At 34.7% G+C, this 16,424-nt stretch carries 15 protein-coding genes; 7 read left to right on the top strand and 8 right to left on the bottom strand.

Annotated features, from left to right (window positions below; translation table 11 throughout):
• Window positions 1-45 precede the first annotated feature (45 nt).
• The 6 genes from proS (at window position 46) to A0O34_RS02390 (ending at window position 7,270) form a co-directional block, all read left to right on the top strand.
• A complete protein-coding gene (gene proS / locus A0O34_RS02365) occupies window positions 46-1,521 on the top strand; it encodes a proline--tRNA ligase (RefSeq protein ID WP_066759428.1) in 1,476 nt (491 codons plus the stop codon).
• A 129-nt stretch (window positions 1,522-1,650) separates the two neighbouring features.
• Window positions 1,651-2,955 (top strand): OmpA family protein, encoded by a 1,305-nt coding sequence (locus A0O34_RS02370; RefSeq protein ID WP_066750856.1) that lies wholly within the window; start codon window positions 1,651-1,653, stop codon window positions 2,953-2,955.
• 110 nt (window positions 2,956-3,065) lie between these two features.
• Window positions 3,066-4,400, top strand: coding sequence for an Nramp family divalent metal transporter (locus A0O34_RS02375; protein ID WP_066750857.1), 1,335 nt, complete (start codon window positions 3,066-3,068; stop codon window positions 4,398-4,400).
• A gap of 346 nt (window positions 4,401-4,746) precedes the next feature.
• Window positions 4,747-5,283 carry a nucleotide exchange factor GrpE gene (locus A0O34_RS02380; RefSeq protein WP_066750858.1) on the top strand — a complete coding sequence of 179 codons (537 nt, stop codon included), beginning with the start codon at window positions 4,747-4,749 and terminating at the stop codon, window positions 5,281-5,283.
• Between the two features lie 79 nt (window positions 5,284-5,362).
• Window positions 5,363-6,484 (top strand): molecular chaperone DnaJ, encoded by a 1,122-nt coding sequence (gene dnaJ, locus A0O34_RS02385; protein ID WP_066750859.1) that lies wholly within the window; start codon window positions 5,363-5,365, stop codon window positions 6,482-6,484.
• 105 nt (window positions 6,485-6,589) lie between these two features.
• Window positions 6,590-7,270 (top strand): DUF4304 domain-containing protein, encoded by a 681-nt coding sequence (locus tag A0O34_RS02390; protein ID WP_066750860.1) that lies wholly within the window; start codon window positions 6,590-6,592, stop codon window positions 7,268-7,270.
• A gap of 2 nt (window positions 7,271-7,272) precedes the next feature.
• On the opposite strand, the gene A0O34_RS02395 is transcribed toward A0O34_RS02390, so the two are convergent.
• The 4 genes from A0O34_RS02395 to A0O34_RS02410 form a co-directional block, all read right to left on the bottom strand.
• Window positions 7,273-8,190, bottom strand: a complete 918-nt coding sequence (locus tag A0O34_RS02395) for an acyltransferase family protein (protein WP_066750861.1) — start codon at window positions 8,188-8,190, stop codon at window positions 7,273-7,275.
• 3 nt (window positions 8,191-8,193) lie between these two features.
• Window positions 8,194-9,075, bottom strand: coding sequence for a DUF808 domain-containing protein (locus A0O34_RS02400; protein ID WP_066750862.1), 882 nt, complete (start codon window positions 9,073-9,075; stop codon window positions 8,194-8,196).
• A 240-nt stretch (window positions 9,076-9,315) separates the two neighbouring features.
• A complete protein-coding gene (locus A0O34_RS02405; RefSeq protein ID WP_066750863.1) occupies window positions 9,316-10,824 on the bottom strand; it encodes a tail fiber domain-containing protein in 1,509 nt (502 codons plus the stop codon).
• Window positions 10,821-11,168, bottom strand: a complete 348-nt coding sequence (locus tag A0O34_RS02410; protein ID WP_066750864.1) for a hypothetical protein — start codon at window positions 11,166-11,168, stop codon at window positions 10,821-10,823. The genes A0O34_RS02405 and A0O34_RS02410 overlap by 4 nt, the downstream gene beginning before the upstream one ends.
• Before the next feature lie 256 nt (window positions 11,169-11,424).
• On the opposite strand from A0O34_RS02410, the gene A0O34_RS02415 reads away from it, so the two are divergent.
• A complete protein-coding gene (locus A0O34_RS02415) occupies window positions 11,425-12,294 on the top strand; it encodes an alpha/beta hydrolase (protein ID WP_066750865.1) in 870 nt (289 codons plus the stop codon).
• A gap of 44 nt (window positions 12,295-12,338) precedes the next feature.
• Here the strand turns inward: A0O34_RS02415 and A0O34_RS02420 are convergent, their stop codons facing one another.
• The 4 genes from A0O34_RS02420 to A0O34_RS02435 form a co-directional block, all read right to left on the bottom strand.
• On the bottom strand, window positions 12,339-13,040 hold the full coding sequence (locus A0O34_RS02420) for a DedA family protein (RefSeq protein WP_066750866.1): 702 nt from the start codon (window positions 13,038-13,040) through the stop codon (window positions 12,339-12,341).
• An 85-nt stretch (window positions 13,041-13,125) separates the two neighbouring features.
• Entirely contained in the window at window positions 13,126-14,238 is a 1,113-nt protein-coding gene (gene prfB / locus A0O34_RS02425) for a peptide chain release factor 2 (RefSeq protein ID WP_066750867.1), read from the bottom strand.
• 103 nt (window positions 14,239-14,341) lie between these two features.
• Window positions 14,342-14,995 carry a trimeric intracellular cation channel family protein gene (locus tag A0O34_RS02430; RefSeq protein WP_066750868.1) on the bottom strand — a complete coding sequence of 218 codons (654 nt, stop codon included), beginning with the start codon at window positions 14,993-14,995 and terminating at the stop codon, window positions 14,342-14,344.
• Window positions 14,996-15,246: 251 nt separating this feature from the next.
• Complete coding sequence (locus tag A0O34_RS02435; protein ID WP_066750869.1) at window positions 15,247-16,353, bottom strand: NAD(P)/FAD-dependent oxidoreductase; 1,107 nt, start codon at window positions 16,351-16,353, stop codon at window positions 15,247-15,249.
• Window positions 16,354-16,424 lie beyond the last annotated feature (71 nt).

The raw sequence follows: 16,424 nt of genomic DNA on the forward strand, positions 1-16,424 counted from the left end.
TTAGATAACAATAATAGGGAAAAGTTAAAAAAAATTTTAAGAATAATGGCAAAATTAACCTCAAGAAGCGAAGATTACAGCAAATGGTATAACGAGTTAGTTGTTAAAGCAGACCTAGCTGAAAACTCAGGGGTGCGAGGATGCATGGTTATAAAACCATACGGATATGCGATCTGGGAAAAAATGCGTGATGAAATGGATAAAAAATTCAAAGAAACAGGTCACGTTAATGCTTATTTCCCGCTTTTTGTGCCCAAAAGTTTATTTGAAGCTGAAGAAAAAAATGCTGCCGGTTTTGCAAAAGAATGTGCTGTTGTTACCCATTACAGATTAAAAACAGACCCAAATAACCCTGCGAAACTTATCGTAGATCCGGATGCTAAATTGGAAGAAGAATTGATCGTTCGTCCAACATCAGAAGCAATTATCTGGAGTACTTATAAAAACTGGATTCAATCTTACAGAGATCTACCTATATTAATTAACCAATGGGCAAACGTTGTACGTTGGGAAATGAGAACCCGTTTATTTTTAAGAACGGCAGAATTCTTATGGCAGGAAGGTCACACCGCTCATGCTACAAAAGACGAAGCGGTTGAAGAAGCTGAAAAAATGAACAAAGTATATGCAGATTTTGCAGAAAACTTTATGGCAATGCCCGTAATTCAGGGAGTAAAAACGCCATCTGAAAGATTTGCAGGAGCAGATGAAACCTATTGTATCGAAGCATTAATGCAAGACGGAAAAGCACTACAGGCAGGAACTTCTCACTTTTTAGGTCAGAATTTCGCGAAAGCTTTTGATGTAAAATTCACCAACAAAGAAGGTAAGATAGAACACGCTTGGGCAACATCTTGGGGAACTTCAACCCGTTTGATGGGAGCTTTAATTATGACGCACTCTGATGATTTAGGATTGGTATTGCCTCCTACTTTGGCGCCAATTCAGGTGGTGATTGTTCCTATCTTTAAAGGTGAAGAGCAATTAGAGCAAATCAGTGAAGTTGCTTTAGATATTCAGGCTAAACTGAAAGCTAAAGGTATTTCTGTGAAATTTGATAATGATACTCATAACAAACCAGGTTGGAAATTCGCAGAATACGAATTAAAAGGTGTTCCTGTAAGAATCGCAATGGGACCAAGAGATTTAGAAAATAAATCTGTTGAGATCGCAAGAAGAGATAATCTTACGAAAGAAACTCAACCTATTGAAGGTTTAGATTCTTACATTGAAGAATTATTAAAAACGATTCAGAAAGATATTTATACTAAAGCTTATAACTTCAGACAAGAAAATATCACTAAAGTTGATACTTATGAAGAATTTAAAAAAGTTTTAGAAGAAAAAGGAGGTTTCATCTCTGCACATTGGGATGGTACGGAAGAAGAAGAAGAGCAGATCAAAGATGAAACAAAGGCAACCATCAGATGTATTCCTTTGGATGATGACATTGAAGAAGGCATTTCTCTTGTTTCAGGAAAACCATCTAAACGTCGAGTTTTATTCGCAAAAGCTTATTAATATTTAACATAATAAATTGATAAATCTTTAAAAATTTTCGTGATTTTTAAAGATTTTTTCATTTAAATCTATATTTGGACAGATTTTTGTTTAATTTTATATCAACATTAATCTCAAAATAAATTTATTATGTCTTTAAATGTCATTGATTTAATTAAAGGACAATTAGGTCCTGCTTTGGTCTCTCAGGCTGCATCTCAGTTGGGAGAAAGTGAATCTGGTATATCAAAAGCAATTGGAGGTTTATTACCTGCAATCGTTGGCGGATTAGCTAATAATTCGGATAATCCTGCAGTTTTGGATGCCATTTCGAATGCTTCTTCCAGTGGAATTCTGGGGAACCTATTAGGTGGGTCGGCAAACAACAGCTCGTGGATAAGCACTTTACTATCTTCTATCTTTGGAGACAAAGTAGGTGGAATAGTAAACGCCATTGCAACGTATGCCGGAATTAGTAATAATTCTTCAAGTTCACTATTGAATTTAGTGACTGGAGCAACGCTTGGATCGGTTGGAAAATACGCGACAGATAACAATTTAGACAAATCTGGGATCTCAAGCTTATTGGGTGAACAAAAAGGGATTGTTTCAACATTGTTGCCTGCGGGACTTTCTTTAGCTTCATTAAATATTGGAGACTGGGCGAAAGGCTATAAGTTTGACAATGATGCGGATACAATAAAACAAACGGTACGTGAAGAGCCTAAAGTAGAGGTTACAAGAAGTACTACTCCTGTAGGAACAGACCCGGACAGAAACAATTCTGACGGTGGCGGATCTATCTGGAAATGGTTACTTCCTCTATTATTGCTTCTTGCAGCTGGCTATTTCCTATGGAAACAGTGTGAGAAAAAAGAAACCACTACGACAACAGTAGCAACAGATTCAACTGCGGCGCCTGCTGATACAGCAGCAACGGTTACGTCAACTGATACTACAGCCGGAGTTGCAGCAGCTAAAGTTGATGAAAATATCGACCTTAACGGTACAGCTCTTAAAGGCTACAAAGGCGGAATGGAAGATCAAATGATCGCTTTCCTAAAATCTGACAGCTACAAAAATGCTGCAGACGACAGTGCTTTGAAAGATAAATGGTATGATTTTGACCATGTAAACTTCAAATTAGGAAGCTCTACAGAATTAGAAGCTGGTTCTCAAGGACAATTAGAGAATTTAGCAGCTATTTTAAAAGCTTTCCCGGATGCTAAAATTAAAATCGGTGGTTATACTGACAAAACAGGTAACGAAGCGAGTAACGTAAAACTTTCAACTGCAAGAGCAGCTTACATCAAAGATTGGTTGGCAAAACAAAATCTTGGTGGACAGGTGTTAGGAGCTGAAGGATACGGAAGCCAATTTGCTAAAGTAGACGCAAAAGCTTCTGATGCTGAAAGAGCAGCTGACAGAAAAATGTCTGTAAGATTCGCAAAATAATCTTAATCAACACATATTTAAGATCCCGAAAATTATTTTTCGGGATTTTTTTGTTATATACATTGTATTTTCATTTATTTAATTAAATTTGTTAGTCATTTCTAACATTTATGAATTTGAATTTAAAAAACGCTTGGCGTAAAGATAAAACATCCCACTCTTTATCAGAAGTTTATGCTTCAATAAAAGTTCCTAAAAATGGAAGCTTTTGGAGAAAATATCTGGCTTTTGCAGGCCCCGGATTGATGATTGCCGTAGGATATATGGATCCCGGAAACTGGGCTACAGATATTGCTGGTGGCGCACAATTTGGGTACACTCTCCTATCCGTAATTCTTATTTCGAATATTTTTGCGATGGTTTTACAGCATTTGTCCGTGAAATTAGGTGTTGTTGCCGAAAGAGATCTTGCTCAGGCTTGTAGAGATCATTTCGGTCCGAAAACAAATTTTATGCTTTGGGTATTTTGTGAAATAGCCATTGCCGCCTGTGATCTCGCCGAGGTCATTGGTTCAGCAATTGCGTTGAACTTACTTTTCCATATTCCGTTGACTTGGGGAATTGTGATTACGACTGTAGATGTTTTAATTATACTTTTACTTCAGGCAAAAGGTTTCCGATGGATAGAAAGTATTGTTGGCGGACTTATTTTCATCATTCTAGCCTGTTTTATTTATGAAATTGTGATTTCTCAACCCGCTTTTAATGAAATTTTAGGTGGATTGGTTCCTCAAAAAGAAATTCTTCAAAATCCGGCGATGCTCTATATTGCGATCGGGATCTTGGGAGCTACCGTAATGCCTCACAACCTCTACTTGCACAGCAGTATTGTTCAGACAAGAGATTATAACCGTGATACAGAAGGTAAAAAAGAAGCGATAAAATTTGCAACAATTGACAGTACGGTTTCTCTTATGCTTGCTTTTTTCATTAATGCTGCGATCCTTATTTTAGCCGCTGCGACTTTCCATACTACAGGAAATCATGATGTTGCAGATATTCATGATGCTTATAAAATGTTGACTCCGATTTTAGGAGCTTCAATGGCGAGTATTGCTTTTGCGGTTGCTTTACTAGCATCTGGTCAGAACTCGACATTAACAGGAACTCTTGCCGGACAAATTGTAATGGAAGGCTTTTTAAACATCAAACTAAAACCTTGGTTAAGAAGATTGATCACACGATTGATCGCTGTAATTCCAGCCTTGATTGTAGCTATTTTGTATGGTGAAAAAGGAACTACGGAATTATTGGTTTTAAGTCAGGTTATCCTTTCTATGCAATTGAGTTTTGCAGTTGTTCCGCTTGTGATGTTTACCAATGACAAAGCAAAAATGGGCGAATTTGTAAATAAACCTTTGATGAAAATCTGCATCTGGATCATTTCATTCGTTATTATTATTTTAAACCTTTATTTATTATATCAAACCTTTTTCGGAGAATAGATTTAAAGGTGAATAGTCAATGGTGAATTGTGAATTTACAATTAAGCTGGAAAATTGACGGTTGACTATTCACCATTCACTTTTTAGCCTCGATAGTAACGGTTACCCCACAGCAAGGAAATGGGAGCGTTGGAGGATTTTAGCGTTGGCGTGTGCTGGCGCGAGGAGTATGAGTGGATAGCGAGATTAAGCTCCTGAAAAATATTTTACCTGAAAAAAGGAAACTAATTAAATAGGAAAAATTGACAATTCACTACTCCCAATTAACCCTTAATCCTGCCTTAATGTCCTGATTTTTTCTTTGGCAGTATCTTTGCCAAACAATTCATTAAAATAGTTATTGAAAATGGAAAATCAGGATATCAACGAAGAAAACATCAATACACAACAAGATACAAATACTCAGAACGAAACAGTTGCTGAAGAAATTGTGACAAATACTCCTACTCCGGAAGAACTTTTGGCAGAAGAGAAAAACCGTTACATCCGTCTTTACGCTGAGTTTGAAAATTATAAAAAAAGAACTTCTAAAGAGAAAATGGAATTTTTCCAATATGCAAATCAAGACATGATGGTATCTATGCTTGGTGTGTTGGATGATTTCGAAAGAGCTTTAAAAGAGATCGCTAAAAACGGAAACGAAGCAGACCTTCAAGGCGTTGAGCTTATCTATCTTAAACTTAAAAATAAACTTACTGAAAAAGGCTTGAAAGTGATGGAAGTAAGAGCCGGAGATACTTTTAATGTAGATCTTCATGAGGCTATTACTCAAATTCCTTCACCTTCTGAAGACTTGAAAGGTAAAATTGTAGACGTTATCGAAACAGGATACATGTTAGGCGAAAAAGTAATTCGTTTTGCAAAAGTAGTAACAGGAAATTAAAAATATAAGCAATGAATAATTGGTAATAATCAATTTTGAATATTACCAATTATCCATTACAAATTACTCATATAAAGACATGTCAAAAAGAGATTATTACGAGGTTCTTGAACTTAGCAAATCTGCATCAGCCGAAGAAATAAAGAAAGCGTACCGTAAAATGGCGATCAAATTTCACCCAGATAAAAATCCGGGAGATAAAGAAGCCGAAGAAAAATTCAAAGAAGCAGCAGAAGCTTATGAAATATTAAGCGACGACAATAAACGTGCAAGATACGACCAGTACGGTCATGCAGGAGTTAGCGGAAACGGTGGCTTTGGCGGCGGAGGCGGTTTCGGCGGCGGAATGAATATGGAGGATATTTTCAGTCAGTTTGGAGATATTTTCGGTGGTCATTTCGGTGGTGGCGGTGGCTTTGGCGGAGGACAACAGCAAGTGAAAGGTTCTAATTTAAGAATCAGAATCAAGCTGAACCTTGAAGAGATGGTAAACGGAACCCAAAAAACTCTTAAAGTAAAAAAAATGAAGACGGCACCTGGTGCTACTTCAAAAACGTGTCCTACATGTAACGGTTCTGGTGTTCAGCTAAAAGTGATGAACACGATGTTCGGACAAATGCAAACGCAGACTACGTGTGGAACTTGTCAGGGAATCGGTAAAGTTGCCGATAAAATTCCTGCAGGTGCCAATGCACAAGGTTTAATAAAAGATGAGGATGAAATCACGATCAACATTCCAGCAGGAGCAAGAGACGGGATTCAGCTTAATGTAAGAGGAAAAGGTAATGACGCTCCATTTGGAGGTATTCCCGGAGACTTATTGGTGATTGTAGAAGAAGAAGTAGATCAAGTAATTAAAAGAGAAGGTGACAATCTTCACCAAGAATTATATATTTCGTTTGCTGAAGCTTCATTGGGAACCAAAAGAGAAATCCCTACCGTTGGCGGAAAAGTAAAGATCACGATCGAACCTGGCACACAATCAGGAAAGATCCTAAGACTGGCAGGAAAAGGCTTACCAAGCATCGACAGCTATGGAAAAGGAGACATGTTCATCCACATTAATGTATGGACACCGCAAAAATTAACGAAAGAACAGAAAGACTTCTTCGAAAAACAGATGTCTAGCGGAGAAATGGTTGCAGAACCTTCCGGAAAAGAAAAAACTTTCTTTGATAAAGTGAAAGATTTATTCAACTAAAAATATTTAAAAGAGACTTATTGCAAGTCTCTTTTTTTATGCTTTCTTATTTTCTTTTATATTTGTTTTTATTTGAATTAATTAAAATCATCTTTTAAGAAATAAATGGACACAAGAACTGTATTTTTAAATGCCTGCAACGAGATTGCTAATCGGCTTGATGGATTTAAAATTTTAGAAAAAGGACAAAGACTCAAGAAAAGTTCTCTTGATAAAGACATCTATTTTGAGATTTATTTTCAGTCGAGTTTTAGGAATGATTCTTCATCCATTCTGATACTTCCACACATTAATATCTATTCTAAAATTTTAAAGAAATGGCAGATAGAACAAATAAAAAATGAATATTCACAAGGATTAATTTTTGGAAATCAGATCGGTTATTTAACTCCTTATAATAATTGGAAAGAATGGAATTTGGCAGGTTTATCTTATGAAAAATCAATCAACGAAATCACAGAAAACATACAACAATACCTCTTCCCTATTTTTGAAATCTTTAATTCTAAAGAAACAGCTATTGATTTTTTGAAGAGCAACGGAACAAAGTTTAATCAATGGTCAGAAGATTCTATTTCTCCTTTAGACTTTCTACTCTGCTTTTCTGAAAATGAGACTGCCGAAGCCTTTTTAAATAATTTTGTAAATCATTGTCCGTACAAAGGAAATATTCTTAAACTTTATGAGAAACTAAAAACTCAGAATGAAATTGATCTCAACTATTCTGAGTTTCATGGAGCAGATAAAATTAAACTGGCTTTTATAAAAGGTTTGAAAATAATATAGATTTACAGCAGGTATTTTATCTTTCTATTAATAAACACTAATATCAGGCTTACAATTAATAACACAACTATAAAGATCACAAACTCGAATGATGGAAGATGTAAATCAAAGATCCAATTCATGATTAATGGATGGACTAAATAAATTGCGGTCGACAAACTTGCCAAGATTTTAGAATCCGTTTTAAAAGGTAAGTTTTTACAATATAAAAATATCAGTGGACAAGCTATTAATAAGGAAATTAGCAGATCAATGCTTTCTTTCTGTTTTAAGCGTATTACTTTATAGTTTAGAAAAGATTCAAAAATAACAAGACCAACTGAAGCCAAAACTAATATTAATGAAGGCTTTTGTTTAACATCAATATTCAATTTTTTAATCAAAAAACCTATTCCCAAAAAGGGAAAACATACAAATAAAAAGTTCCTATAAAACGGATATAAATTCAATGTTGAATCCACTTCACCTGTAAAATAATGCATATTTCCCAACAGCTGAATAATGTAACCGATGCCGAATAAAACAATAATAGTTGCAACCAACACAGAAGTTGATTTTTTCCTTAGAGCAAATAAAAGAATTCCAGCAAATAAAGTCCCGATCAGATACCATAAATGGTGATAACCAAAAAAAATATTAGTAAAAACCGACCCCTCTTTCCACAACGGAATATAGATTATCGACCAGATTGAATAGAGTAAAAATGTTCTTACTGTCCATTTTTTCAACTTATCAAAAGTATCAACGAAGTAAAAATAATATCCCGTGATAATAAGGAAAACAGGCACTCCAATTCTAAAAAGTCCGTTAACGAGAACATAGCTTAATGACGGATGATAATCTCTCAAAAGATGCATGTGTAAAAAAACGACAAAAAATGCCAGAATTATTTTTAATACATCAATTGATAAGCTTCTCATATATTACTTTCTAACAACTGAAACCAATTTTTTACCTAAAGTGAAAATTGCGACAGCTCCCAATCCGCCTACGACTCCAAGCGTAAGTTCTTTCAAAACATCCGGCCATGTTGGAAGTAATCCGTGAAGAAACTCTACTCTATGTAGAAAAATTCCACCAGCTACCATTATCAAGGCAATCGTACCAACTACACCTAAAATTTTAATAATAATAGGTAAAGCTTTCACCAATAAATGTCCAAGTGTCCCGAAGAAACCTTTGTCATTACTTTTTTTGATTAATTTAAATCCGGCATCGTCCATTCTTACAATCAAAGCTACAATTCCGTAAACGCCCACAGTAGCAATAAATGCCACCAAACTCGTTACTAAAATCTGCGTAATGAAAGGATGATTTTCTTCCAAAACAGTTCCCAAAGCAATAATTACGATCTCGATTGATAAAATGAAATCCGTTGTAATAGCCGATTTAACTTTAGCTTTTTCTATTTCTTCAGAACTTTTCCCATCTTCTTCAATTTCTTCTACCACTTCATGACCTTTTTTGTCACGGTGAAAAAGAAATTCTATCACTTTTTCAACCCCTTCGAAAGCTAAATATAATCCTCCAAGGATCAACACATAATTAATTGCCGGAGAATAGAGCCAATTGAGTAAAAACACGATAGGCAGAATGATTAATTTGTTGATAAAAGATCCTTTTGTGATCGCCCATAAAACAGGTATCTCACGTGAGGAAAGGAAGCCGGTAGCTTTTTCTGCATTTACAGCAAGGTCATCTCCCAAGATTCCTGCTGTTTTTTGAGTCGCTATTTTACTTGTAACCGCCACATCATCCATCAAAGCCGCGATATCATCCAAAATTGCAAAAAAACCAGATGCCATATTTTAATGTTTTTTTAATAATTGTTAAAGAGCAAAAATAACCATTTAATTCGAATTTTAATATGATTCTATCCGGTTTAAAGAAAATTAAAATGACTTATTAATTTTAATTTCGCTAACAACTGTAAGTATGTATTCCAAACGAAGCTGTCTTCAAATATTGATTTCTGTGAAGTTTAGAATTGCAAAAAAAAGAGGGAAACAAAACACATTGCTTCCCTCTTTATGTTCTAAAGTTTATTATTTTTTACCAGCCTTAAGTTTTGTAACTTCTAGCTTTAGTTCGTCAATTTGCGTCTGTTGCTCCTGAACTGCTTTTGCAAGTACAACTGTCATTTCTGCATAGTTTACACCAAGAGTTTTTATTTTATCATCAGCCGTTGATACCAATTCAGGCATCGCTGCTTTTACTTCTTGTGCTACAAAACCAATTTTATGATCCTTGCTTAGATTCTCATCTTTATATTTATATCCGATTGTACGAAGACCTAATATTTCTTTCAAACCGTATGTATTATCTGTGATATCTTTTTTGATACGAATATCCGATGGAGTAATCGTTCCTGAGGCAAGAATATTACCCAATACGTGAAGCTTCTGAGTAGGACTTGTTGTTCCTATACCTACATTTCCATTTTCATCAATCGTTACTCTATCTTTACTAGAAGTACGGAACGTTAAATCCGATAATGCATCTGCACCGCTAGCTCCTCGATAGGTACTACGCATCCCTGCAGAATGATAAATAAAATCTCCAGTATATCTTGGTGAGAAGTAAAGTCCTCCTATAGTATCTCCGTTCGTTAAATCTGTAGGCGCGGCTGCAGTTCCATTTGCAGAACCTATAGACATTGTTGGATTTTTTGAAGTTCCATACCCATGAAACGTTAAGTCGTTTTGTCCTGCTCCACCAGCGTTATCAGATACGAGCTCAAGTCTTGCCGTAGGTGTTGTAGTACCAATACCCACTCTTCCACTATTAGCATCAGTCAAATACATAAGTTCATTAGGCGTTTTACCTACACTGAATGATAGGTAACGCGTACCTGAATTATTTGTAGTAGCAGCATCACCAAAATTGATACGTGCAATAGATCCAGCATTATTAGATGAAGAAGTTTTCATATTAATACCATAGTTATCACTTCGGTTGCCATATGTAGAACCATCCTGACCAACATTAATATCCAAAGCATTCTTTACTGCTCCACCATTTGCAGCTGCGTTAAAAAGCCCAGTCCCTTGTACATCTAGTTTTGTTGATGGTACTGTAGTACCAATACCCACTCTTCCATTATTAGCATCAGTAAGATACATTAATTCATTAGGCGTCTTCCCCACGCTGAATGAAAGATAACGGGTACCTGAATTATTTGTAGTAGCGGCATCACCAAAGTTGATACGTGCAATAGATCCTGTATTATTAGATGAAGAAGTTTTTATATTAATACCGAAATTTTCGGAACGGTTACCAAATGTGGAACCATCCTGACCAATATTAATATCCAAAGCATTCTTAGTATCAACAGCAGTTACTGCAGCATTAAGAAGTTGACTACCCTGCACATCTAATTTTCTTGTAGGAGCAATTGTACCAATTCCCAATCTGTTATTGGCCGCATCTACAGATAATGTGCTTCCATCTACTGAAAATGCATTAGTGCCTGTAGCGGTAAAAGTAAGATTTTTATCTGCCTGAGTTACTGTTCTGTTTCCTGTCAGTGTTCCGTCAGAATTATAAATATTCACGTTAGAACCCGAAGTGGATGAAGAGTTAAATTTAACCCATAGCGTACCATCAAAAAATAGTATCCAACAGTATCTATATTAGCTGTAGTACCTCCTAGTGTTCCTGTAACAGCGTTGTTTACATAAATCATGGTAGAAACCGGAACTCCAGTCATGCTTTGAGCTCTTTGACGATCTACACGTGGGATCAAAAGACCGTCTACATTGTTCGTAGTTCCTGTAGCATTTTTAGCTGTTATGTCCAAAGTAGAAGTAGGATTAGCCAGATTAATACCGACTTGCGCGTTTACGTTCATAGATGTTGCAAATAAAGCAACAACAATTGGTAATAATAATTTTTTCATTATAAAATAGTGTTTTTAAGAATTTGCGTTTAATGCCGCAAAGAGAACATAAAATTCTATTAAGTACAAAAAAAACGATATACCATTCATATACCACTTCCGAATAACCTAATGAAAACCATGTAATTAAATTTAATTTTTTTGAAAAAAAAGTAAATCTTAAGAAACAAAACAAATAAATAATTATTACTCAGCAATGGTAAAAATCATGTGTCTTATTTTTTTAAATAAAACTATTTTTATGTAATTTTAATTTATGAAAAAGCTTGTTCTCAGATATCATTTTTTTGTTTTAGGGTGTATCAGCTTTTTATTAAATTCTTGTAATACAAAATTCAGAGTCTGGGTGGGAACCGATAATCAACAAAAAATCTATAATTTAAAATACGGAGAACATAAAAGACAGAAAATGGATATTTTTCTTCCAACTGAGTATTCTTCTGATTCTCCTGTCGTTCTTATTGTACATGGCGGTGCGTGGACATTAGGAAAAAAAGAACATATGATTCAAGTTCAGAAAATGCTTTTCGAAAATAATATTCCGAGCATTAATATGAATTACAGATTGGTTTCAAAATCTAAAAAAATCACCTACCGAGAACAGTTAGAAGACATAGGCTTTGCAATTACTAAATTTAATTCTCTAGCAGAAAAAGCCGAACTACAGCCCAACAATTATATTCTTCTTGGAGAAAGTGCGGGCGCCCATTTAGCATTACTTTATGGTTATCAACATCCAAATGAAATCAAAAAAATCATTTCACTGAGCGGACCTACGGATTTTTACTCTAAAGAATATTTAAATTCATTTTATTCAAAATATACCTCACCAACATTTCAAAAGGTTGTGGGGATAAAATTTGACCGCAAAAATTTGTCTGAAGAATTTCAAAAAGCAAGTCCGATTGCGAATGTTACCAACGTTCCGACTTTATTATTTCAGGGAAATACGGATTTCTTGGTTAATCAACATCAGGGATTATCATTGGATTCTGTTCTTACTGAGAAAAATATTCCTCACAAATTGATCTTTATGAAAAAAACGGGGCATGTTCCAAGGTTTTTCAATAAAAAGAAAAGAGACAGCATCATCTATCCCAACATTCTGGATTGGATAAAAAAATAACCCACTTCAAAAGCGGGTTATTGATATTTTATAATGTATTTTATTTATTCAGGATCTTGATCTTGATTTTCATATTTAGAATGATCTTCTTTCTTGCCGAATAAGAATTTAACAATTACCGGAAGTGTTGTTACTAAAACGATAATAATGATTATATATTCCAGTTTTTCCTTTAAATTAATTCCAAACTGATCCATGAATAATTTATCAAGATAATGCCCTGCAAAAATCAATAAAAACGACCAAAGAACAGCTCCGATCACATTATCTCTTAAAAACTCTTTTTTATCCATTTTTACAATCCCGGCAACCATTGGCGTAAAAGTTCTTACAACAGGTAAAAATCTAGCCATAATGATAGCCAAAGCACCATGTTTTTCGAAGAAATCATGAGCCTGATACAGATATTTTTTCTTAAACAACATCGTATCTTGCTTCTTATATAAAGCAGGTCCAGCTTTTACTCCAAAGTAATATCCAACTTCGTTACCAATAATTGCAGCAAGGGCAACCGCCGAAGCCAAAATGGTGGTATCTAAGAAATCACTTCCAGTGGAGCCAAAAGTCTCTTTAATGATATCAACAGCGTAAATACCTGAAACAAACAGCAAAGAATCCCCGGGTAGAAAAAATCCTACAAAAAGACCGGTTTCAGCAAAAACAATAAATAAAATAAGCCAAAACCCTCCCATTTTAATATAAAACTCAGGGTTTAATAAATCTCGCCAGCTATTGAAATCTTCCATATATATTGATAAGTAACAAAAATAAGTCTAATAAACTTCAAAAGGAAATTAATTATAAGAATTTAACTAAAAGATGACATGATATTTATAAGTCCATGTCGTCGGCGGAGCCTCCCGTTCCATCTGCCATCAGATATGCTTTCAGGAATGGAGTAAGATTTCCATTCATCACAGAATCCACATCTGAGGTTTCATGAGCTGAGCGTACATCTTTTATTAATTTATAAGGATGCATGACGTAGTTTCGGATCTGGCTACCCCACTCGATCTTCATTTTGTTGGCTTCAATTTCGTTACGGGCTTTCAAACGTTCTTCCAATTCCTTTTCATATAATCTTGAACGAAGCAACTGCATCGCTTTTTCTTTATTTTGAAGCTGTGAGCGGGATTCCGAGTTTTCAATGATAATTCCTGTTGGTGCGTGACGAAGACGAACAGCGGTTTCAACCTTGTTTACGTTTTGTCCACCCGCTCCGGAAGATCTCATCGTTTCAAATGAAATATCGGCAGGATTAATATTAATCTCAATCGTATCATCCACCAAAGGATAAACGTACACTGAAACGAAACTTGTATGACGTTTTGCATTACTGTCGAAAGGCGAAATTCTTACCAATCTGTGAACTCCATTTTCACCTTTTAGATATCCGAAAGCGTATTCACCCTCAATTTCCAAAGTAACGGTTTTTACTCCCGCAACATCACCTTCTTGGTAATTCAATTCTTTGATCTTATAGCCTTGTTTTTCCGCCCACATTGTGTACATTCTCATCAACATGGCTGCCCAATCGCAACTTTCTGTACCTCCTGCTCCGGCTGTAATCTGTAAAACGGCAGAAAGTTCATCACCTTCGTTAGAAAGCATGTTTTTAAACTCTAGATCTTCGATTTTTTCCACCAATTTAGGGAACGCTTCGTCTAATTCCTTTTCAGAATCAGGATCTTCTTTGGCAAATTCAACCAAAACCTGTAAATCTTCAAACTGAGTGCTGATCTCGTCATATCCTTCCACCCATTTCTTCTTGGAACGAAGTTGTTTCAGGAAAGTTTCGGCTGTTTTAGGGTTATCCCAAAATTCAGGCGCAGCCGTTTTTTCATCGTCATTGGAAATTTCTATCTTCTTTTTTTCTATGTGAAGATATTTATATAGGTCTTCAATTCTGGATTGAACTTCTTTTATCTGGTCGTTGTTGATCACGAAATTTTCTTTTTTGCAAAAATAATGATATTTTATGGTTTTTTACTGTTCGTGATTTTTAAATAGGAAACTGTTTAAAATTTAAATAATTAATTTTAAAAGATTATCTGTTAAATCGCCATTGATTAACAGCTTTTGTCTGAAAATTATATTTAACGGCCAAATATCTTAATACAGAAGCCAGAATAATAGCAATCGTAGCAGCAGTTTCCGCATGCAAGTTCAATAATGTTCCGAGAATTAAAAAAACGGTAATTGCAAGAATAGAATTGACTGCATAATATTGTCCCGGTTTAAAAAAATGTGATTCTTCCTTCATCAAAATATCCCGCAGCAATCCTCCGCCGATTGCATTGATAAACCCAATAATAAAAGCAGAAAAAATACTTAATCCCAAAACCATTGCTTTCTGTGTACCGAAAACAGCATACATTCCCAGTGAAATTGCATCAATAATATTAATCAAAATCGTAAAGTGTCTGCTGTATTTATATAAAAACATGGCGATCATACCTGCAAGAAAAATACTTAAAAGATATCTATAATCCAACAGAGGAGCCGGTACCCCGTGTTGTAGCAAGATATCTCTTATTAGGCTACCGCCGGTACTTGTCACCATAGCAACAATGAAAACTCCCACAAAATCATACCCTTTTTCAATAGCCTTAATCGATCCGGAAAAGGCAAACAAAAACACTGCAAAAAGATCGAAGAAAACAGGAAGTAAATAACTTCCATTCAAACTGACATGTCCCATATTTAAAAATTGTATAATCTTAAAGCCAAAGTTATATTTTTATTATAACCAATTGGTATTTAATAATATAATCGTAAAACATATGTTTTTTTGGAAAATAATTAATTAGAATAGTCTAATTGCAAAATTTAGTTACTTAAAATTATTTTTATGATTAAAATAACAACTCATCCTTTTTTCTTCTTTACTATGAAATTGATTATTTTTATTGATATTCCGCAACTTAGAATCTAATTTTACTTATTTTTAATTTAAATCATTTCAGCAACAATTTCTCCAATTTTCGGAGCCAGAGCAACGCCCATTCCGGAAAGCCGTACCGCGCAAAACTGTCTGTCGGAAAGCTGTTTTACAATCGGAGTTTTTTCAGAACCCATTGCCATAATTCCCGACCATCGCAGGGAAATTTTAAAATGATGATTGGGAAGAATAACTTCTTTGAGGAAATTTTCTAAATGATCTTGCAGAAATTCTGTCGTTTCAAAATCGGTTGTTTCTTCGGTTTTAAAATCCTGATTTCTTCCGCCACCCAATAAAATTCTGTTTCCAAAATTTCTGAAATAATAAAATCCTTCATCGTAATGAAAAGTTCCTTTTAATTTTAAATTTTCAATAGGTTCGGTTAATAAAATCTGTCCGCGAGCCGGAATAATATTTTCTTTTTCTAAAAATTTTGAACTGAAAGCATTTGTACAATGAATAATTTGATATGATTTAATTGATAAGTTTTCAGAAAGCTGAACTTCAATTTCATCAGGCTTTTCAATAATATTTTCAACTTCGGTTCCAAAAAGGAATTCAACTTTTAATTCCTGACATTTTTCTAAAAGTTTATGCAACAATTTCCCAGAATGCAAACTGCCTTCACATGGATTTTCAATTAAAAATTCAGATTTTCCCAATCCGAATTCTTTGATTTTTTGCTGTTGTAAAGAATATGTTTTTGCGATTCCTGTTATGGGTTTCAGTTTTTCATTAACCTCATCAATTTTCAGTAAAGGTTGATCGTTGTTAAGAATTTCATAACCTCCGCTTAATTCAAAATCAATTTCAGAATTTTTAAAATAGTGTTGAATTTTTTGAAGTCCGTCAAACCTCATCTTTACCAATTCCAACGTTTTTCCCCAACCCATTTTTTCAGAATCAGCTATGATTTCGGTTAAACTTCCAAAACATGCAAAACCGGCATTTCTTGTTGAAGCACCCAACGGAACAGAGTTTCTTTCGATAATTAAAATCGACTTTTCGGGATATTTTTCTTTAATGGAAATAGCAGTCCAAAGTCCTGTCAAACCACTTCCGACAATGATAATATCCCGTTTTCTGTAAAATGTTTCAAGCTCCCAAACGCTGTTCATGAATAATAAGTAATTGGTAATAAGTAATTTTGTGAATGGTTTATTTAGTGAATGGTCAATTTGCTTCGCTT

It is taken from the genome of Chryseobacterium glaciei (assembly GCF_001648155.1).
GTDB classification, from domain to species: domain Bacteria; phylum Bacteroidota; class Bacteroidia; order Flavobacteriales; family Weeksellaceae; genus Chryseobacterium; species Chryseobacterium glaciei.